General features: G+C 66.6%; 16 protein-coding genes and 1 pseudogene. 8 read left to right on the forward strand and 9 right to left on the reverse strand.

Annotated elements, in window-relative coordinates:
* Positions 1-348: 348 nt before the first annotated feature.
* Positions 349-711: a hypothetical protein gene (locus tag U9983_RS02090; RefSeq protein WP_322750039.1), complete on the reverse strand. Its 363-nt coding sequence runs from the start codon at positions 709-711 to the stop codon at positions 349-351.
* Positions 708-1,013, reverse strand: a complete 306-nt coding sequence (locus U9983_RS02095) for a WhiB family transcriptional regulator (protein ID WP_322750043.1) — start codon at positions 1,011-1,013, stop codon at positions 708-710. Before U9983_RS02095 ends, U9983_RS02090 begins: the two co-directional genes overlap by 4 nt.
* Before the next feature lie 556 nt (positions 1,014-1,569).
* Between U9983_RS02095 and U9983_RS02100 the strand changes: the two genes are divergently transcribed.
* Complete coding sequence (locus tag U9983_RS02100; protein WP_322752395.1) at positions 1,570-2,973, forward strand: XRE family transcriptional regulator; 1,404 nt, start codon at positions 1,570-1,572, stop codon at positions 2,971-2,973.
* Between the two features lie 686 nt (positions 2,974-3,659).
* On the opposite strand, the gene U9983_RS02105 is transcribed toward U9983_RS02100, so the two are convergent.
* The gene (locus tag U9983_RS02105; protein WP_322752396.1) at positions 3,660-4,565 is read right to left on the reverse strand and encodes a pentapeptide repeat-containing protein; all 906 of its coding nucleotides are present in this window, start codon (positions 4,563-4,565) and stop codon (positions 3,660-3,662) included.
* Between the two features lie 404 nt (positions 4,566-4,969).
* Between U9983_RS02105 and U9983_RS02110 the strand changes: the two genes are divergently transcribed.
* A complete protein-coding gene (locus tag U9983_RS02110; protein WP_322752397.1) occupies positions 4,970-6,163 on the forward strand; it encodes an acetyl-CoA C-acyltransferase in 1,194 nt (397 codons plus the stop codon).
* Between the two features lie 106 nt (positions 6,164-6,269).
* Complete coding sequence (locus U9983_RS02115; RefSeq protein ID WP_322752398.1) at positions 6,270-7,028, forward strand: 3-hydroxyacyl-CoA dehydrogenase; 759 nt, start codon at positions 6,270-6,272, stop codon at positions 7,026-7,028.
* Between the two features lie 132 nt (positions 7,029-7,160).
* Here U9983_RS02115 and U9983_RS02120 read toward each other — a convergent pair whose 3' ends face one another.
* A complete protein-coding gene (locus U9983_RS02120; protein ID WP_322752421.1) occupies positions 7,161-8,306 on the reverse strand; it encodes an acyl-CoA dehydrogenase family protein in 1,146 nt (381 codons plus the stop codon).
* Positions 8,307-8,511: 205 nt separating this feature from the next.
* The gene (locus U9983_RS02125; RefSeq protein WP_322752399.1) at positions 8,512-9,606 is read right to left on the reverse strand and encodes a sugar ABC transporter substrate-binding protein; all 1,095 of its coding nucleotides are present in this window, start codon (positions 9,604-9,606) and stop codon (positions 8,512-8,514) included.
* A 531-nt stretch (positions 9,607-10,137) separates the two neighbouring features.
* Between U9983_RS02125 and U9983_RS02130 the strand changes: the two genes are divergently transcribed.
* Positions 10,138-11,352: an ABC transporter substrate-binding protein gene (locus U9983_RS02130; protein ID WP_322752400.1), complete on the forward strand. Its 1,215-nt coding sequence runs from the start codon at positions 10,138-10,140 to the stop codon at positions 11,350-11,352.
* 141 nt (positions 11,353-11,493) lie between these two features.
* On the opposite strand, the gene U9983_RS02135 is transcribed toward U9983_RS02130, so the two are convergent.
* From U9983_RS02135 to U9983_RS02145, 3 genes are all read right to left on the reverse strand, one after another.
* Positions 11,494-12,432 (reverse strand): aldo/keto reductase, encoded by a 939-nt coding sequence (locus tag U9983_RS02135; RefSeq protein ID WP_322752401.1) that lies wholly within the window; start codon positions 12,430-12,432, stop codon positions 11,494-11,496.
* A gap of 102 nt (positions 12,433-12,534) precedes the next feature.
* Positions 12,535-13,686, reverse strand: coding sequence for a CaiB/BaiF CoA-transferase family protein (locus tag U9983_RS02140; protein ID WP_322752422.1), 1,152 nt, complete (start codon positions 13,684-13,686; stop codon positions 12,535-12,537).
* Between the two features lie 116 nt (positions 13,687-13,802).
* A complete protein-coding gene (locus tag U9983_RS02145; RefSeq protein ID WP_322752402.1) occupies positions 13,803-14,606 on the reverse strand; it encodes an enoyl-CoA hydratase/isomerase family protein in 804 nt (267 codons plus the stop codon).
* A 342-nt stretch (positions 14,607-14,948) separates the two neighbouring features.
* Between U9983_RS02145 and U9983_RS02150 the strand changes: the two genes are divergently transcribed.
* The 4 genes from U9983_RS02150 to U9983_RS02165 all read left to right on the forward strand — a co-directional run bounded on the left by U9983_RS02150 (position 14,949) and on the right by U9983_RS02165 (position 18,171).
* Entirely contained in the window at positions 14,949-15,959 is a 1,011-nt protein-coding gene (locus U9983_RS02150; RefSeq protein WP_322752403.1) for an LLM class F420-dependent oxidoreductase, read from the forward strand.
* A gap of 29 nt (positions 15,960-15,988) precedes the next feature.
* On the forward strand, positions 15,989-16,303 hold the full coding sequence (locus U9983_RS02155; RefSeq protein WP_322752404.1) for a putative quinol monooxygenase: 315 nt from the start codon (positions 15,989-15,991) through the stop codon (positions 16,301-16,303).
* Positions 16,304-16,412: 109 nt separating this feature from the next.
* Positions 16,413-16,838 (forward strand): AFG1/ZapE family ATPase, encoded by a 426-nt coding sequence (zapE, locus tag U9983_RS02160; protein ID WP_322752405.1) that lies wholly within the window; start codon positions 16,413-16,415, stop codon positions 16,836-16,838.
* Positions 16,839-16,902: 64 nt separating this feature from the next.
* Entirely contained in the window at positions 16,903-18,171 is a 1,269-nt protein-coding gene (locus U9983_RS02165; protein WP_322752406.1) for an ATP-binding protein, read from the forward strand.
* A gap of 3 nt (positions 18,172-18,174) precedes the next feature.
* Here U9983_RS02165 and U9983_RS02175 read toward each other — a convergent pair.
* Positions 18,175-19,043 (reverse strand): annotated as a pseudogene (locus tag U9983_RS02175) (HsdM family class I SAM-dependent methyltransferase); the annotation flags it as partial.
* Between the last annotated feature and the right edge of the window lie 35 nt (positions 19,044-19,078).

Here is a 19,078-nt window from a genome sequence, read left to right on the forward strand (position 1 = left end):
CTTTTCCGACCACGCGGACCTCAGCTGCAGACCGAGGAAGGCGTGATCATGACTCTTTTCGCGCCTCCGGAGGCCGTGCCCTGCCCGGCGGAGACCCACGCGATGTTATGTTCCGACGATTTTCGATCGGGTTCTCGGTAGCCTCGGGGATGCGGCCGAGGTAACACCGGCGCAGCGCCGACCAGTTCGTTGCAGAAACAGTTGTCGGGCGTCGGGTACGCCGGTCGACCGCGTTGCGACACCACCGCGTCAATGCGGCGAAACCTCGACGGAACATTCCTCGGGGTGCGCTGCCCCGCACTCGCGGACGGCCGACCACCGTTGTCGCCGTCCCACGGAGTCCAATCATCAGGCAGCGCCCTCGCGCGGCCGGGGGATCGCGTGCTTGCGCGCGAGAGGAGCGGCCGACAGCAGGTCGCGGCCCGCACGAGCGAGTTCGTCCGGCAGCCCGGTCAGTCCCAGCCTGCACCCGGCCTCTGCGCGAATAGCCATCAGATGGGCCAGCAGTGCCCGCGCTTGGTGAATCTCTCCTTCCGGCGCACCGTCCGCGATCAGCCGTGCAAGGGATGTCATGACATCGCTCTCCGAGGTCACAGCCTCGGCATATTCGCGTGCGGCGATCCACAGGCGAGCCGCGGCATGCTGCCAATCCGCCATCGCGCAGGCCAGCAACACCGGCGAGACGGCCCTCGGCAACGTCTTCGTGATCACTGTGGCACCCGGGGAGCGGGAGCGCTCACGAGCTGACGGCGCAGGATCCGACGCTCATCCTCGTCCAAACCGCCCCAGACCCCGGCATCCTGGCCGGTGTCGAGCGCCCAGTTCAGGCACTCGCGGATCACCAGACAGCGCCGGCAGACGGCCTTGGCCTCCTCCAGCTGGCGCCGTGCCGGCCCGGTGGTACCCACCGGGAAGAACAACTCCGGGTCCTCATCCCGGCAGGCGCTGCGCTGCCGCCAAACTTCCAAATCCTCTGGGGACTGCGGCTCCTGTGCCCGAACATGACGCCACATATATGCGGTGTTCATGTCCTCGAACTGGCCGCGCAGCTCGCCAGCCGCGTCCAATACAAGAACTCTTCTGCCCATCCGACACCGTCCCGTGGTCGCGTCGACATGAAGACTAAATCGAACAGAATCGTACGACCGGCCCCAGTGAGTGTCTACTCGCAATGTTTCAGAACCAGTGAACGGGGAATATGACCTGGGCCGACGCCAGGGACTCATGAATAAAGGCTGAGGTACAACGTCCCGTCGCCGCCATTCGTTCGAAGTGCTGGGAATCAGGGTTTCCAGTGACATCGGGGCGGCAGTTCGCAGATCCGCACGATCACCGTCCGGATACTCCGCGTGCACCTGAGTCGCGAGGACCCGGCACCCGGCGGAGGTCGCATACGGTGCCGGCGAATACCGGCCGGGACGTAATCCGGCGAGAATCAAGCTGCCCCGCCGCGGACCGACCAGGAAGAACGACTCACCACAGGTGACCTCGGGTCCTTAGACTCCGGAGGGGGGTTGGCTACGTTCCGAGTACATGCCTTGACATGACGGCCAAATGGGAGAAGGTCAGATGCCTCCTCGAAGGGTTACCATCGGTCCGTTGCAGCATGCACGCCAGATCCGCGGCCTGTCTCTGGCGCGGGCAGCGGACGAGATCCGGAGTCTCGCCGAGGACATCGGTAGACCATGGGATGCGTTGACCGCGCAGCGCCTCTCAGAGTACGAGGGCGGCAAACGCCCGAGCTGGGAACACTGTGATCTACTATCCCGCTATTACTGCACCAATGTCGTCGCCCTCGGTTGGGCGTGCGACTACACCGGGCCCGAAACCGGGGCTCTGGCACTCATGTCGAATTCAGTTGACGATGGGGAGGCTCGATGGGCAGACGCCGATCTCGACCTTCTATGGAGACCTGACGGGTTGGCCGTCGGGTTCGAGGAGGTGACCGCCAACATGGAACGGCGGAAATTTCTCAGCGTGTCCGGCGTGGCGCTGACCTCGGTCGCACATCACTGGCTCATGACCGATTCAGCAGGGCTTGCCGCGGCGCTCGAAGGAAAGCGCGTGAACGACTCGCTCGTCGCGGGTTTCGAGCGGCGGGTCGACACGCTTCGCAAGATGGATGACGTTCTAGGAGGAGATGACATATACGAGCTTTCCATGGCGGAGCTGCGGGTCGCCGTACGCGTCCTGCGGACCGCCCTGTACGGCCACGCCCACGAGGCACGGCTGTACGCCGTCGCGGCTGAGCTGGCCCGCCTGGCCGGGTGGGCAGCGTTCGACAGCGGCTACCACGGCGGCGCCCAGCGCCTGTGGATGGTCGCGCTACGGGCCGCCGGCGAGGCCGGCCAACCCGCGCTCGGTGCCAACATCCTGCGTTGCATGGCTGAGCAGGCGGCATGGTATGGCGACCCGAATGACGCCGTCACCATGCTCCGGTCGGCTCAGGCCGGGGCCCGGGCGGCAATGACGGCCACCGAGAAGGCGGCAATCTCCGGCGCGCTGGCTCTCGCGTACGGCCGTGCCGGCGAAAGTACCACCGCAGCCAGGACGGCCGAGGACGCGGTTCATCTCATCAGCCAGTCGCAGCCGGCGGAGGATCCTCCGCACATCTATTGGTGCGTCCCGTCCTGCATTTCACTTTTCGCTGGTGAAGCGCTACTGGCCAGCGGTGACGGAGCCGCGGCGATTCCGTACCTGGACAATGCCGCGGACGGGCTGGCCGGTGATTTCCCACGCGCCCGGGTGGAAGCCATGACCAGACTCGGTGTGGCGCACGTCCAGGCCGGCGATGCCGACGCCGCTATTCAGCTCGGGCATCAGGCCGTGGAGCAGGCGGCTCTTCTCGACTCCGGAATGGCCGGCCGGGACGTCGCGACGCTCTGCCGTGAGATCGAACGGACCGGGTGCGCCGGGGCCGCCGATCTCACCGATCACGCCCGGGTCGCCCTGACCGCCGTCGGCGCAGCCTGACGGCAACGCTCCACCCGGTCACCGCAACGCGGGACCGGCTCCGCGGTTCCAGCACGGGACACCGCACACAAGAGGCAGCCGAGGCAGCCGGGACGGGATCACCGCCTCGACTGCCTCTTGTCTTTTTGCGGCTAATGTCCGATTAGGACATATTTAAACGATCTTTACAATGCCGGGCACGCGTATGACTCTCGCCACATTTTCACATCAATCCGAGTCCGACTGGAAGCAAATGCCCGCGATGCTCTGGCCGTCGATTCCAGCAGCAGCCGAAAAAGGATCTTTCAGACTGCTTCCACAGGGCATCCACTCAATCTCGGATCGTAACCATCATTACCTAGCGTTAAATACCCCCGGAACGCCGGACCAATGGCGACCTCTCGCCCGCATCTCGCCCGCATGGCGATCGCACCCGGCGACAGGCGACCGACAGAGTCGCGATCGGGGCCGCGCCGCTCACCACAGATGATTTCCCGACCAAGCTGTCGCGAAACTGATAGCTAGGTCACGTCCACCGGAACGCACTCTGCAATGCCCGCAGCGTCGACCGACGGGTGTCGACCGGGTATCCGGTGCTAACGAGGTATTCAGCCGCTGCCGGGATCCGCGGGTCGGCACTCAGAGCGCGTTTTGGATCTTCTGTCCGACTCGCAGCCATCCGATCCAGACCAGCCGGAGGTTCCCGGTCAGAGCAGGACGGTTATCGCCTCGGGCCAGGAGGTCGGCCGGGTGAACCCCACCGGCAGGACCGTCGCGGCATCCCCGTGGGCGGCCTCAAGTTGTTCCTGTGTCAGCGGCACCGCGCCGGTGAGATCCACGCCGTCCAGCCATGCGCCGGTGAGGTCGGCCCCTTCCAACCGGGCATCGGTGAGGTTGGCCCTGTCCAGCAGAGCTCCGGTCAGATCCGCCCCGTCGAGACGGGCGGTGCGCAGGTTCACCCCGACCAGCCCGGCCCGCGTGAGGTTCGCCTCAACCAGCCGGGCGCCGGCGAGGTTCACGCCGTCAAGTCGCGCACGGGTGAAATTCGCACGGTCCAACCGGGCACCGGCCAGGTCCGCGCCGGTCAGATCGGCACGCAGGACCCCGTCCCGCGCCGGGAGCCGACCCAGTACGTTGATCGCAGCCTGGATGTCGGTCTCCGGTCCGTCGGCCGCGCTCTTGCACCGCCGGTTGCCGGGCCGACCGAGGCGCGTGTGCTCGCGGACGAACGCCGACAGCATCTCGACCACGGCGGGTTGCTCCTCGGGAAAACCCCCCGCGAGCCGCTCGAGAGCATAGATCCCGCCGAGACGCACGTCCGCCGTGTCCGAGCCCAGCTGGTTGACCGCTCGGGTGTAACGCTCGATCAATTGTCCGGCCAGCTGCCGCTCAGCCACCTGTCGATCTCTCTCGGTCACCCGGGTGGCGGCCCGGCGGATCTCGGCAAGGCTCATCATCAGACCGACAAATATGATCAATGCGGCACCCGCGATGACGATCCCGGTGCGAGTGGTCGCGATCGCCGGTGCCCGACCGTCGGCCGGCGGCGGGTAGAAGATCGGCGCCTGCACCCACAACACCGCCAAGCCGATCAGCACAACCAGCCCCACCACCGCCGGCCCCAGCCGCCACCATCGGTCACCGCGCCCATGCATAACTGATGTTCTACGCGACGACGAAGGCAGCCGTCCCCGTCGTGACCACGGGACGACACCTCGGCTCGGGGCCGGCTGCCGTGCCGCCGACTCCCCCGGACCCGACCGCCCCACACGTGGAAATCCCGGATCCAAAAATCAGGATAAAAAGGTCTCTAACATATCAAAAATTCCGGTTTTTTGACCGCGTAATGTCCGGTGGATGACGATGGGCTTGGTAGTCCACTGACGACAGAGGTCGGCGAGCGGTTCGTTGTGACCACGCCCGGCGACTTCCTTGATTGTTCAGGGCCTCCTGCCGCGCGAGCAGGATCGGGATCGCGCAGCCGCTGGCCGACCAGAGCCCGCCCGGAGGGAAATTCATGAACAACGCTGTCATCGTTGATGTCGTTCGGACCGCGTCCGGACGAGGCAAGCCGGGCGGCGCCCTGTCCGGGGTACACCCGGTTGCGTTGCTCGCGACCGTGCTTCGGTCGTTGATCGAACGCAATGGCCTCGACCCGGCACGAGTCGAGGATGTCATCGGCGGATGTGTCCAGCAGGTGGGTGAGCAGTCCTCGAACATCACCCGCAACGCCGTGCTCTCCGCGGGATTTCCGGAGACCGTGCCGGCGACAACAGTCGATCGCCAGTGCGGCTCCAGTCAGCAGGCCGCGCACTTCGGTGCGCAGGGCGTGATCGCCGGTGCCTACGACATCGTGATCGCGTGTGGCGTCGAGTCGATGAGCCGCATTCCGATGGGCACGCCGACCATCGGCCAGGACCCGCAGGACGCGGGACTCCACGCCCGCTACCCTCAGGGCCTGGTCAACCAGGGGGTCGCAGCCGAGCTGATCGCCAAGAAGTGGAAGCTCGACCGCGAGGCTCTCGACGCCTACTCGGCGGCCTCTCACCGGCGCGCCGCCGACGCCGCGGCTGCGGGCGCGTTCGACAACGAGGTCGTGGCGGTGACGGCACCCGCGCCGGATGGCACAACCGGCACGCATCTGGTCGACCAGACCGTGCGGGCGGGCACGAGCGCCGAGGGGCTCGCAGCCCTCAAGCCCTCCTTCGCCACCGCAGACATGAGGGCACGGTTCCCCGACATCGACTGGAAGATCACCCCTGGGAACTCCTCCCCTCTCACGGACGCGGCGTCCGCTGCGCTGATCATGAGCGAGCAGACCGCCAATGAGCTCGGCCTGCGCCCACGCGCCCGCTTCCACGCGTTCTCGGTGGTTGGTGACGACCCGATGCTGATGCTCACCGGCCCCATCCCGGCAACCCAGAAGGTCCTCGCGCGAGCTGGTCTGACCATCGACGACATCGACGCCTATGAGGTCAACGAGGCGTTCGCACCCGTGCCGCTGGCCTGGGCACACGATCTCGCCGCCGATCCGGCGAAACTCAACCCTCGTGGCGGCGCGATCGCCCTCGGGCACGCGCTCGGCGCATCCGGTACCCGCCTGTTGGGGACGCTGGTCAACTATCTGGAGGCAACGGGCGGCAGGTACGGCCTGCAGACGATGTGCGAGGGCGGCGGTATGGCCAACGCGACCATCATCGAGCGTCTGTAAGAGCGCCCGGCAGCGGCAGTCGCAGCGGCAGTCGCAGCGGCAATGGGAACGGCAATAGGAACGGCAACGGCAACGGCACGAACGAAACAGGAGAGGACTCGGACAGATGGATATCGCCGGCGGCATCGCTGTGATCACAGGGGGAGCGTCCGGGCTCGGGTTCGCGACAGCTCGTCGTCTCGTGAGCGCGGGCGCGGGCGTCGTGCTGCTGGACCTGCCCACGTCAGGTGGTGAGCAGGCCGCCGCCGATCTCGGCAAGGCCACCTTCGCGCCCGCGGACGTCACCGACTCCGAGCAGGTCTCCGCCGCGCTCGATGTCGCCGACAGCCTGGGCGACCTGCGCGTCGTGGTGAACTGCGCCGGGATCGGACCGCCGGCCCGGATCCTCAGCAAGACCGGCGTGATGCCGCTGGAGACGTTCACCCGCACGGTCACGATCAATCTGATCGGCACGTTCAACGTGATCAGGCTTGCCGTCGAGCGGATGGCTCGCAACGAGCCCACCACGGGTGAGCGTGGCGTGGTCGTGTGTACCGCGTCGGTCGCCGCGTTCGAGGGCCAGATCGGACAGGCCGCCTACTCCGCCTCCAAGGGGGGTGTCGTCGGCATGACCCTGCCGCTCGCCCGCGACCTCGCGGACAAGCAGATCAGAGTAGTGACCATCGCCCCGGGTCTGTTCGCCACACCGATGCTCGCGAGCCTTCCGGCGCAGGCGCAGGCCTCGCTCGGCCGCCAGGTGCCCCACCCCAACCGCCTCGGCGACCCCGACGAGTACGGCGCGCTGGTCGAGCACATCATCGCCAACCCGATGCTCAACGGTGAGGTCATCCGTCTTGACGGCGCCATCCGGATGGCCCCTCGCTGACCAGCCGATCACCGGCTGTCCCGGGGTGAGACAGGCGGCGGTGTCCGCGAACACCGTCGCCCACCCATCCCGGGCCCCCGGGGCCGCGAGGCGAAAACCTGGGTGAACCGCACCCGCAACGCCCACAGCTGGTCACAAACCGAGATCCCGACCGATGATCTCCTTCATGATCTCATTGGTCCCACCGTAGATCGTCTGAACCCGGGAATCGACGAAGGCCCTGCCAACCGGATACTCACGCATATAGCCGTACCCTCCGTGCAACTGCAGGCAACGGTCGGAAACCCGACACTGAAGGTCGGTGACCCAGTACTTCGCCTTGGCCGCACGCGCGGCACTGAGTTCGCCACGCAGATGCTCCACCAGACAGTCGAGGATGAACGTACGGGCAATGTCGACCTCGGTCGCCAGCTCCGCCAGGACGAACCTGCTGTGTTGGAAGGACCCGATCGACTGGCCGAAGGCGGTGCGCTCCTTCACATAGACCAGGGTTTGGGCGAGCACGCCCTCCGCCACGCCCAGCCCGGTGACCGCTATGGACAGCCGCTCCTGCGGCAGGTTGCCGACCAGGGCATAAAACCCGCGGTTCTCCTCCCCGAGAAGATTGGCGACCGGCACCCGGACGTCGATGAAGGACAGCTCGCTGGTGTCCTGCGCATGCAGACCGATCTTCTCCAGGTTACGGCCCCGTTCGAAACCCGCCATCCCGCGCTCGATGACGAGCAGCGACAGCCCACGGTGCGGATCGTCGGCAGTACGCACGGCGGTTACCACGAGGTCAGCATGCTGACCGGAGGAGATGAAGGTTTTTGCTCCGTTGACCACGTAGACGCCACCATCGCGGACCGCGCGGGTCCGGATACCCGCAAGGTCGCTGCCGGTACCCGGTTCGGTCATGGCCACCGCGAGGACAGTGTCACCCGAAACCGTACCGGCAAGCCAGCGCGCCTTCTGTTCGTCCGTGGCGAGGCCGAGCAGATAGGGCAGGACGATGTCATTTTGCAAGGTCAGACCGAGGCCCGCTGACGAGACCAGCGCACGGCCGAATTCCTGCCCCACGATCGCGTTGAACCGGAAATCCTCGATACCGGGACCCCCGTACTTCTCATCGACACCGAATCCGAGCAGGCCCTGCGCACCGGCGTCGGAGAACATCGCCCGATCGACGATACCGGCCCGCTCCCACGCATCGATGTTCGGAAGCACGCGCTGTGCGATGAAAGCCCGTACCACGTCGCGGAAAAGCTCATGATCACTGTCATATACGCACGCCGACAGCGACGACGGCAGCTGGTCCGAGACCACCCTGCACCACCTCTCCCACTTGGTTCGGGGACGCGGGGCCGGGGTTCGCGATCGCGCGAGACACGACCACCGCCACGACCACGACGCCGTCCACCCGCCAGGCTAATTCAGGATAGCGGACATATCCTAAGAGCGCCGGGCACCGGGCGGCCGGCGGCCGGTGACGCGGACTCCGGAACTATCCGACCTTCCAGAGCTGCCTGAAGGCATCGACGTAACCTGGGAAACCCACGTAGTACCCGGTCGAGTCCAGCGCAGCCGCGTCCACGGTGTCCCTGGTGATGAGCTGGGTGGGCAGCAACGTCCGGTTCGCCCGGTCGAGGTCGTCGCCGTTGAAATAGCGGGCGAGCAGGTCGGCGTCGCGCCAGCCGAGGATCGTCGCGGCGAAACCCGTCCAGACCTCCTCCGTCCCGGCCCGCAATGCCTCGATGTTGGCCGTGGTCGGGGTCTCGCCGCCAATCTTGACCTTGCCCTGCAGCCCGGCCGCCCGCAGCGCGTCCGGCACGCCGATCGTCAGATCACCGAGCGAGAAGATCGCCCAGTCAATGTCCGGATCACGCTTGATTGTTTCCACGACACTCTGTGGGGTCCTGGTCCCGAGATCTCTGACCTGCTGATTGACAACTACGATCTTGCAGGCTGGACACGCTGAGACGAGTGCCTGCTTGAAGCTGTTGGCGAAGACGGTGAGAACCGGATAGGCGCTGATCGTGAAGAGGGCGACGTGTGCCTTGCCCCGGCTCGTGGCCGCAACGTAGGTACCGGCAAGCCGGCCGTACTCTGCCACCTGGGGCGCGCCGTCCAGGGACGTCGAGATGAGCCCGGGCTGGATCGGGTCGGTGATGCTGTCCGCCAGGACGGGGATGTTCAGCGCCTTGGCCCTGGCGAGCTGCTTGCTCAGCAGCGCCACCGGGGTACCGGCGAAGACGACGGCATCGGGGCGCATGTCCAGCCCCTTGTCAAAGGCGGCCGCCGCGTCCTCGGCGCCCGTGCCCACGGGGATCACTTCGGCCCGCCACCCGAGCGCCCGCGCGCCATCGACAACGCCCTGGTTCTTCACGTGGCCCGTGCCGGTCGGGCTGTCCACTACGGCGATCATCTTGCCTGTGGGCGGCGTCCTTGACAGCGGTGCGTCGAGCAGGATGCCGCTGGGGTTGCGCAGCACCTTCGACACCTCGGCCTGGGCGGCCTGGGCCGCGATCAGCGCGTCACCGGACGTCCCGGTCTGGCCACCACTCCCCCCGTCAGACGCCCCTCCGCTGCATGCGGTCACAAGAAAGACCGCCGTCGCGGCGCCCGCGACCAACCGTAACCCGCTGTGCCTCCGGGTCCGACCTAACCGTGACCTGGTAAAAATTCGCGCAAGGTCCGCGAGCCCGCCACGATTATTGTTCAAGTAGAGAGAATTTCGTGTCTTCACGTTGTCCTTCAAGTGAACTGAATTGGGTATTCGGTGTCTTGTCATACTCGGGTGCGCCGCGACAGGGGCGTGGTACGGCCATTGCCGTACCACGGAACCGCCTGCCTTGTCCCGCCGCGCCGGCAGCGTTCAACGGTGTTTCTTGAGATTGGCAGCGAAGAGGGCCACAGTAGCCACTCACCAGAAAAATCGGAAGAGCAGAGCAGCATTCGATGACAACCCAGCCAGACGCCGAACCACGGCGACCACGGGCGGCGGCCGGGCCGGTCGGACATCCCGGGAGAACCGGTGACCGGCCGACGACAAAGCGTGCCAGCCCGCCTGGACGGGAAGACCATAAGATCATCTCAATAGGCCTACCAGGATAGAAGGAGAGGTGCACCGATGCCACGTTCCATGTTCCGTGGCCGTCGCGGAATCGCGCTGGCCGGAGTCGCCGCGTTAGGTTTACTGGTCGGTTGCGGAGGATCAAGCAAGAACTCGGCTGCGGATGCCGCGAAACTGTGTGCCGACCCGGGCGTGAGTGCTGACACGCTCAAGTTCGGACTTGTCTACCCGGACACCGGGACAACGAACGCAACGCTGCTGCCGTTTCGTGCCGGCGTGGACGCCCGTATCGGGACGGAGAACGCACGCGGCGGGGTGAACGGCCGCCACCTGACATACGCCTGGGCCGACGACCAGAACCGGCCGGAGCAGAACCTTGTCGTGGTCCGCAACATGGTGAACGAGGAACAGGATTTCGGGATTGTTCAGCTCGCCGCCAGTGACGACACCAGCAGCTGGCTGCAGAATCAGGGGATCCCGGCGGTTGCGGCGCTCAGCGCAGGTCAGGCGAGCTACGACAACGTCTTCACCGTGACCACCTATTTCCCGGAAACCACCTGGCCCAGGTTTGTCCGCGACCATGGTGGCACCAACGCGGCCGTGCTCGGCGTCCAGTTCGACCCGGTGTCGATACAGCAGAAAAATGCCGTTATCGAAAGCCTGGCCGCGTCCGGCATCAATGTCGTCTATGCCCACGACGTCTCCGGGCCCAACGATAATTTCGCCGCCATCGGGCGGGAGATTAAAAGACTGAAGGCCGACACTCTGATCATCAGTTCCGCGCCGGAGGTGTACGCGTCCGTTCTTGACGCGGCCGGGCAGGCCGGCGTACCGCTCAAAGTACGGATCGGGACGCGCGGCTACGACCCCAACCAGCTCAACCGATGGGGTTCCAAACTCGCCGGCGGTATCATCGCCGTCAACTCTGCGCCCTTTGAGCTTAACCTCCCGGCGCACCGAGCCTTTCTACAGGGGATGATCGAGTACGCTCCGCAGATACAGCCGCCGAACCAGCAGATGGCGCTCGACGGATGGATAGCGGCCGACATGTTCATCCAGGGCGTACAGGCAGCCGGCAGCTGCCCGACCCGGCACGGCTTCATCACCGGACTCAACAAGGTCAACCATTACACCGCCGGCGGCCTGCTGGCACCAGTCGACCTCACCAGTGCGGTCCGCCAGAACCCTTGTAACTACTTTGTCCAGGTCAGCCCGGACGGCGCTCACTTCAACGTGCTGTCAACAGCACCCCTGTGCGGCAACTCGTCCTGACCGGGCACACGCCACCCGGCCCGAATCCCCACCGGGCCGGCACCTGGCCGGCACCTGGCCGGCACCTGGCCGGCACCGCCCCTGGCACCCCAGGTCCGAGGCGGGCACCGTCCGGAGCCCCTACCGGACGCGCCACGGAGCTCAGCCGTGGGCGAGCGCCGACACCGAGGCCGCGGTGTCCTCGCTCAGTTCCCACTCGGCGGCGGCGACATTGGCGAGAAGCTGCGCGGGCGAGGTCACACCGGCGATGACAGACGCCACCGCCGGTTGCGCGATCAGCCAGGCGATCGACAGTTCCAGGAGGCTGTGCCCGTCCTGGCCGGCCAACTTCTCGAAGGCATCGAGACGATCGTGCGTGCGGTCGGAAAGGATTTTCCCGACCACATCAGGGGCTACATGATCCCCGAGGCGGGTGCCTTCGGGCGGAGCCTGCCCCCGGCGGTACTTGCCGGTGAGAACGCCGGACGCGAGCGGGAAGAACGGAAGGAACGCCATACCATGGGCACTCGCGGCCGGCACGGTGTCGGCGAGCGCCTCCGGCCGCAACAGGTTGAGCCGGTTCTGCACGCTGACGAACGGCCGCAGGCCGTGGTCCTTTGCGGCGCGCGCCGCCTCGTCGATCTGGGCCGTTCCCACGTTCGCGCAGCCGATCTCCCTGACCTTGCCCGCCTGGACGAGCGCGTCCAGTGCGCCGAGGGTCTCCTCGATCGGAACGGTCGGGTCGGGGAAATGCAACTGGTAGAGGTCGATCCGGTCGGTACGCAGCCGCCGCAGGCTCGCCTCGACGGCTGCCGTGATCCAGCGGGGGCTCGCGCCGCCGTCACCGGGCGCCGCGCCGTAGGTCGACCCGAACTTCGTCGCGATCACTACCTTGTCACGACGTGCGGCCAGCAGACGTCCGAGCAGCTCCTCGGACGCGCCGGCACCGTACTCGTCAGCGGTGTCGAGGAAGGTCACGCCGTTGTCGACGGCCGTGTCGAGAATCGCTGCGGTCCGGGTCTCGTCGCAGGTGGTGCCGAGCTGGTTACAACCCAACCCGACGACGGATACCTCCAGGCTGCCGATTCTTCGGGTACGCATTCCCACTCCTTCGCAATCCGCTTATAAACACTTAGTGGTCGGCGCCGACCACTAAGAGCGACCGGCAATAGGGGACGCAGCGTCGCCGGGCAGCCGGGGTCGTTACCCGAGCCCGGCGCGGCGAACTGGCCCAGCTGATGGGCCGACAGCCACGCCCCAGGCGGCCAGCGCCTCGTCGAGGCTCGCCTCGACCGGGCCGGGCGGAGTGGACGCGGGTGTGCGGCTGAAACGTGGGGCGGGCGCCGGGCGCACCGCTCCCCCGCTGTCGGTGAAGGTCTCGCGGTAGGCGATGTGCGGATGCGAGGGCGCCTCGTCCATCGACAGCACCGGGGCGAAGCAGGCGTCGGTATGTTCCAGCAGCGCGCACCACTCGTCCCGGGTCCGTGTTCTGAACACCTCGGCGAGCCTGGCCTTCATCGGCCGCCAGCCGGCCTTGTCCCACTGCGTGGCCGGATCCACCGGGTCGAGGCCGACCAGCTCCAGCAACGTGCGGTAGAAGTTGTTCTCGATCGCGCCGACCGCGACATAACGGCCGTCCGCGGTCTCGTAGACGTTGTAGAAGGGCGCGCCGGTGTCCAGAACGTTGGTGCCCCGCGGGCCGTCCCACTGCCCGGCCGCGCGCATCTCATGCGTCATCATCATCAGCAGCGCGGCCCCGTCGACCATCGCCGCGTCGACGACCTGACCGAGGCCGGACGCCTTCGCCTCGAACAACGCGCACATCACGCCGAAAGCGAGCAGCATTCCGCCGCCGCCGAAGTCGCCGACCAGATTGAGCGGCGGGACCGGTGCCTGACCCTCCCGACCGATCGGGTCCAACGCGCCGGCGAGCGCGATGTAGTTGATGTCGTGGCCGGCGCTGCGGGCATAGGGGCCGTCCTGGCCCCAGCCGGTCATCCGCCCGTAGACGAGCCCGGGATTGCGAGCGAGGCAGACATCGGGGCCGACACCGAGCCGCTCGGCCACGCCTGGACGGTAACCCTCGATGAAGGCGTCCGCGGCGTCGGTGAGCGCGAGCACCGCGGCCACCCCGGCCGGATCCTTCAGGTCGACGGTCACCGTCCGCCGGCCGCGGGCGAGTAGCGCGGGCGCCAGCTCCACCCTGGTCTCGGGCGACCGATCCACCGAGAGGACGTCCGCCCCCATGTCGGCGAGCAGCATCGCCGCGAACGGTCCGGGCCCCTGACCGGCCAGCTCCACGACGCGTACCCCACGCAATGGTCCGCCGGATGCGGTCACCTGCTTCTCGACCATGGCACGCCCATCTTGTCTGCTTGTCTGCTTGTCAGTGCCGTCCACCAGAGGTGGCACGGTCACACTGTCAACCGTCACTTGTTGTAACAGATCACTTCTTGTAACGGGTCACGTGTTCACTTGTTACTGAAAACGGGGGCGCGCTTGGTGAGAAAGGCCGCCTCGGCCTCGCGGCAGTCCTCGGTCAGGCTGGCAAGGATCTGGGTGCGGTTCTCCACCTGCATGGCGGCGTCGAGACTCGGGGCGTCGATGTTGTTCCAGAGCACCTGCTTGGTCATCCGGACTCCGAACGGACTGTTGGCCACGATCGCCGAAGCGATCGACACCGCCTCGTCCACCACCGTGCCGTCGTCGACGACCCGCAGGACAAGACCGTTGTCCTTGGCCTCCAGCGCGTCGATGAGCCGGCCGGTCAGCATCATCTCGGCCGCCGCCGTCGGCCCGACGATCCGGGGCAGGAAGTAGCTGGTGCCCATGTCTGCACCTGACAGCCCGATCCGGACGAAGGCGACGTTGAAGCGGGCGGAGCGTGCTGCGAGGCGGATGTCCGCGGCCAGTGCGATGGCCAACCCCGCGCCGGAGGCCGGGCCGTTGACCGCGGCGATGACCGCCTGCGGCAGCTCGTGAACGGCCTTGATCAGTCGGGACGCGCGGGCCTGCCAGGCCATCCCGAACTGGATCCGCCCCAGATCGGAGGCGGCGGGGTCGGCGCCGAGGTCACGCAGGTCCTGGCCCGAGCAGAAGCCGCGGCCCGCACCGGTGATCACCAGAGCTCGGGTCGAGGTGTCCCGGGAGAGGGCGTCGACGGTCTCCTCGATCTCGTCGTACATCTTCAGCGTGATCGCGTTGAGCCGATCCGGCCGGTTGAGGGTAAGGACTGCGACATGCGGAGCCACTTCCTCGATACTGATGGTTTCCAAGGCTGCACCACTCCTTCAGCCGGGGCGGCCCTGCCCCTGGTGACGACCTGCGCGCTCCGGCGACAACATGGGCGACAATGCGTCCATGTCAAACCGACGCGTCAAACTCGACGCGTCAGACCCGACGCGTCAGAACGGATGGGTGGGGATCGATGCGGCGGGATCGCGGCTGCCGACGCTACGCTCCAGCGCTCTGGTAGTGCAATGTGTTTGATGGTCTAACTCTAACGGGATAGCCTCCGATTCTGATCGACAACCAGTCGGATCGACAGAGATCAGATCGGCTCAGCCAGGCCGTGGCTACGTGCAGGCCGTGGCCAGGTGGACGAGGGGACGGGACACGTGAAGGTCGATGCGGGCGGGATCCTCAATCCGACCGGAGCGGCAGCCCTGGCGCAGGATGCCCAGGCCCGGGGCTACGACGGGCTCTGGCTCGGCGAGACCGCGCATGACCCCCTGATCGGCGTGGCCCTGGCCGCGGCGGGCACGGACCGCATCCAGGTCGGCACGAGCATCGCCGTTGCCTTCGCCCGCAGCCCGATGAACCTGGCGATGGCGGCGAACGATCTCCAGCTCGCCAGTGGCGGCCGGTTCCTGCTCGGGCTGGGGACGCAGATCAAACCCCACATCACCCGCCGTTTCAGCATGCCGTGGTCCAGGCCGGCCGCCCGCATGCGCGAGCTCGTCCTGGCGATCCGGGCGATCTGGGACTGCTGGAACGACGGCGCGGAGCTGAACTTCCGCGGCGAGTTCTACACCCACACACTCATGACACCGTTCTTCAACCCCGGCCCGAACCCGCACGGACGCCCCCCGGTGCTCCTCGCGGGCGTCGGCGAGCTCATGACGAAGGTCGCGGGCGAGGTCGCCGACGGCTTTCTCTGCCATCCCTTCACCACCGAGCGTTTTCTGCGGGAGGTGACGCTCCCGGCGCTGACGACCGGACGTGAGTCCGCTGACGGAACGCTCGACGGCTTCACCATCGCCGGAGCACCCTTCGTCGTCACCGGCCACGACGAGCAGGCGCTGGCTGACGCAACGCGCGGTACCCGCAAGCAAATAGCGTTCTACGCCTCTACGCCCGCCTACCGACCCGTCCTGGAGATCCACGGCTGGGGCACCCTCCAGGAGCAGCTCAACCTGCTGTCCAAGCGGGGAGCCTGGGACGAGATGGGCGACCTCATCGACGACGATGTCCTCAACGCCTTCGCCGTCGTGGGCGAGCCCGACGACATCGCGCCCGAGCTCCGCCGGCGCTACGGCGACGTCATGACACGGGTCACCCTCAACACTCCGTACACGTCCGACGAGAAGCTGTGGCCAGACATCGTGGCCGCCCTCCAGGTCTCCTGAACCTCGCAGCTCCCAGAAGGAAGCGGCCCATGCCACCTCTCGCGGTCATGTTCACCTTCTCGGTTCCACCGGAAAAGATAGACGATGCGATCGCAATACTGGCCGAAATCAGCGCGGCCATGACGATCGAGGAGCCCGCCGCCCTGATGCACGTCTCCCACCAGCGCGCCGACAAGCCGGGTTCGTTCGCCTTCTACGAGCTCTACCCGGACGAGGCTGCATTCAAGGTCCACGGCAGGGGTCCGATCATGAAGGCGGCCGGTAGCCGGCTGAACGCCCTGATGGAGCAGCCGGGCAAGGGCTTCATCCTCAACCCGGTGACCGGCGTCGGCCTACCCACGTGAACCCGGAGCCACTGGTCACGTAGCGCCGCTCCCGTCCACAACCGTCCGCTCCCATCGGCAACCGCACCCACGGCGCGACGAGTGGAAGCCTGACGTCAGAAAGACCTGCATGTCAGGGCGACAATGTACGTCAGCCTTCCACTCGTCCCATCGCGAACCGGACCGTGGTCTGCCGGCCCTGGCCGTTCGGGACGACCACACCTGGTTCAACGTCGGCGACCTGTGCGAAGGCCCCGTTTCAGCACTGGACGTGCTCGCGCTGACGGACCGTTTCACCGTCTGGGTTGTCGAGGGGTTGCGCCGGATGACAGCGTGCTCACCGGACGCCCAGCAGCGTTTCGTCAACCTCGTGGATGTTCTCTGCGACAGGGACATCGCGCTGTTCCGCATCGGCGACATCCCGCTGGCGGACCTCCTGTGTGGTGCGGAGCTGTGTGGTGCCGACACCGCCTTCGACCCAATGGAGTGCTCGGGTTCCAGCATAAAAGATCATCTGGTTCTGGCATCGGAAGTGCTCGGGTTCTGGCAAAAATAGCGTTCGGACTCTAGCATCGCAAGGCATGAGGCTGAGTCCACCGTGGTGAACCAGCGGTGATACAGTGGTGACGCAGTCGGGCGGCGACGCGCTGCGGCGCAACCTGACACCGGTGGTGACAGAGCTCCTGACCGCCGAACCGGTGATAGTGATCAACGGTGCTCGCACGGCCGGGAAGAGCACGTTGCTATCCGCGTTGGCCACCCAGCACGATGCCACCGTCCTCGATCTCGACGATCTGTCCACGAGGCCGGCTGTCGAGGCTGACCCCGTCTTCTTCATGGCAGCGCGATCGCCAGTGTTCGTGGATGAGTTCCAGCACATCCCCGAGCTGCTGGATGCCGTGAAGGCCGAACTCAACCGCGACCTGCGTCCAGGGAGGTTCGTTCTCACCGGGTCCACCCGTTACCTGACGATGCCGACCCTGTCCCAGTCACTGGCCGGCCGGGTCCATGTGATGACTCTCTGGCCGCTGTCTCAGGGTGAACTGAACGGTCGCCGGGAGACGTTCGTGGACCAGGTCCTCGGCGACCCCGGCTCGTTGCTGGCTGTGGAGGGGAAACCCACACCCCGCGAGGAGTACACACAGCGGCTCATCGCGGGCGGCTTTCCGCTCGCTGCACGCCGCCCTGCGGGTGCGGCCCGCAACCGCTGGTTCCGTGACTATGTGACAACCGTGGTCGAGCGGGACGTCCTGGAGATCCGCAAGGTGCGGCAGCGAGGGGTACTGCCCATGATCCTTCGCCGGATCGCGGCACGAACCGGTCAGGTACTCCATCTCGCGGACATCGGACGGGCAGTGGGACTGGCGCAGGATGTCGTCGGTGACTACGTCCAGCTGTTGGAAACGGTCTTCCTCGTCCATCGGTTGCCGGCATTCGGACGGACGCTGCACAGCAGGGTCACCGGTAGACCCAAGGCGCACCTCGTCGACTCAGGACTCGGGGCCTATCTACTGGGGATCACCGCGCAGCGGCTGGAGAACCGTGACCCTGCGGCCCTGACCGAATTCGGACATATCATGGAGACGTTCGTCGTCAATGAAGTGATCAAACAGGCTGGCTGGGCGGAGACGTTTGTCGAGCCGTCGCACTTCCGGACCAGCGATGGGCATGAGGTCGACCTGGTCCTCGAGACCGATGACGGGACAATCGCGGCGGTTGAGGTCAAGGCGTCATCCCGGGTGCCGGGAGAAGACCTGCGAGGGCTCCGGTTGCTGCGCGAGAAACTCGGTTCGCGGTTCACGGCCGGTACGGTCCTGTACCTGGGAGAACGGGCCTATCAGGCCGATGACCGGATCTGGGTCCTGCCGGTGGACCGGCTGTGGCGTTAACCGTCAACCCTGATTCCCTGCCGCCGTGGTCTCGCGGGGCTGCGCCCGGGTGGCGAGGGAGTCGGCGATGGCCGCGAACTCTGCGAGCGCGGCCTGAAGGTCCTCGACGATCTCCCGGGCGATCACCTCGGGCGGCAGCAGACTGTCTGCGTCGTCAAGGCTCGGATCCTTCAGCCAGGTGATGTCGAGATTGGCCTTGTCCCGAGCGACCAGCTCGTCATAGCTGAACGGGCGGAACCGCTCGGTCTCCACCCGGTCCGCACGAGGTTCACCCGGCCGGTAACATCCGACGAAATCATCAAGATGATCGCGGCGCAGCGGGTTCTGCTTGAGGGTGAAATGCTCTCCGGTCCGGAAGTCGTACACCCACAGCTTGGACGTCCACGGCGCCCCGGCCGCGCCTCCCGCTTGTCGAAGAACAGCACGTTCGCCTTCACCCCACCGGCGTAGAAGATGCCGGTGGGCAGCCGCAGCAGTGTGTGGACGTCGAACTGGGTCAGCAGCCGCCGGCGTACGGTCTCCCCGGCGCCGCCCTCGAACAACACGTTGTCGGGGACGACGACCGCCGCCCGCCCATTCATACCCAGCGCGGTCGCGATGTGCTGGACGAAGTTGAGCTGCTTGTTCGTGGTCGTGACCCAGAAGTCCTGGCGATTGTAGGAGATGTCGTCCCGCCCGGCGCGGCCGTCGTCAGCGATCACTGTGATGGATGACTTCTTGCCGAACGGCGGGTTCGCCAGGATCACGCTCGGGTGCAGGCCGGACGGTCGGGCGAGCGCGTCGGCCACCTCGATCGGGGACGGCCCGTTCGGCTGGCCGATGCCGTGCAGCAGCATGTTCATGGCGGCAAGCCGGGCCGTGCCGTCGACGAGCGAGGGCGCGGCGAGCTCCTCGTGGACGTTTCCGC

Origin of the sequence: Protofrankia sp. Cas3, from assembly GCF_963555955.1 — a bacterium.
Lineage (GTDB): Bacteria > Actinomycetota > Actinomycetes > Frankiales > Frankiaceae > Protofrankia.

Coding starts and splice junctions, on each gene's coding strand:
- U9983_RS02095 (WP_322750043.1), bottom strand. CDS start 1,013: ATGTGGCGTCATGTTCGGGCACAGGAGCCGCAGTCCCCAGAGGATTTG.
- U9983_RS02100 (WP_322752395.1), top strand. CDS start 1,570: ATGCCTCCTCGAAGGGTTACCATCGGTCCGTTGCAGCATGCACGCCAG.
- U9983_RS02110 (WP_322752397.1), top strand. CDS start 4,970: ATGAACAACGCTGTCATCGTTGATGTCGTTCGGACCGCGTCCGGACGA.
- U9983_RS02115 (WP_322752398.1), top strand. CDS start 6,270: ATGGATATCGCCGGCGGCATCGCTGTGATCACAGGGGGAGCGTCCGGG.
- U9983_RS02130 (WP_322752400.1), top strand. CDS start 10,138: ATGCCACGTTCCATGTTCCGTGGCCGTCGCGGAATCGCGCTGGCCGGA.
- U9983_RS02135 (WP_322752401.1), bottom strand. CDS start 12,432: ATGCGTACCCGAAGAATCGGCAGCCTGGAGGTATCCGTCGTCGGGTTG.
- U9983_RS02140 (WP_322752422.1), bottom strand. CDS start 13,686: ATGGTCGAGAAGCAGGTGACCGCATCCGGCGGACCATTGCGTGGGGTA.
- U9983_RS02155 (WP_322752404.1), top strand. CDS start 15,989: ATGCCACCTCTCGCGGTCATGTTCACCTTCTCGGTTCCACCGGAAAAG.
- zapE (WP_322752405.1), top strand. CDS start 16,413: ATGTCAGGGCGACAATGTACGTCAGCCTTCCACTCGTCCCATCGCGAA.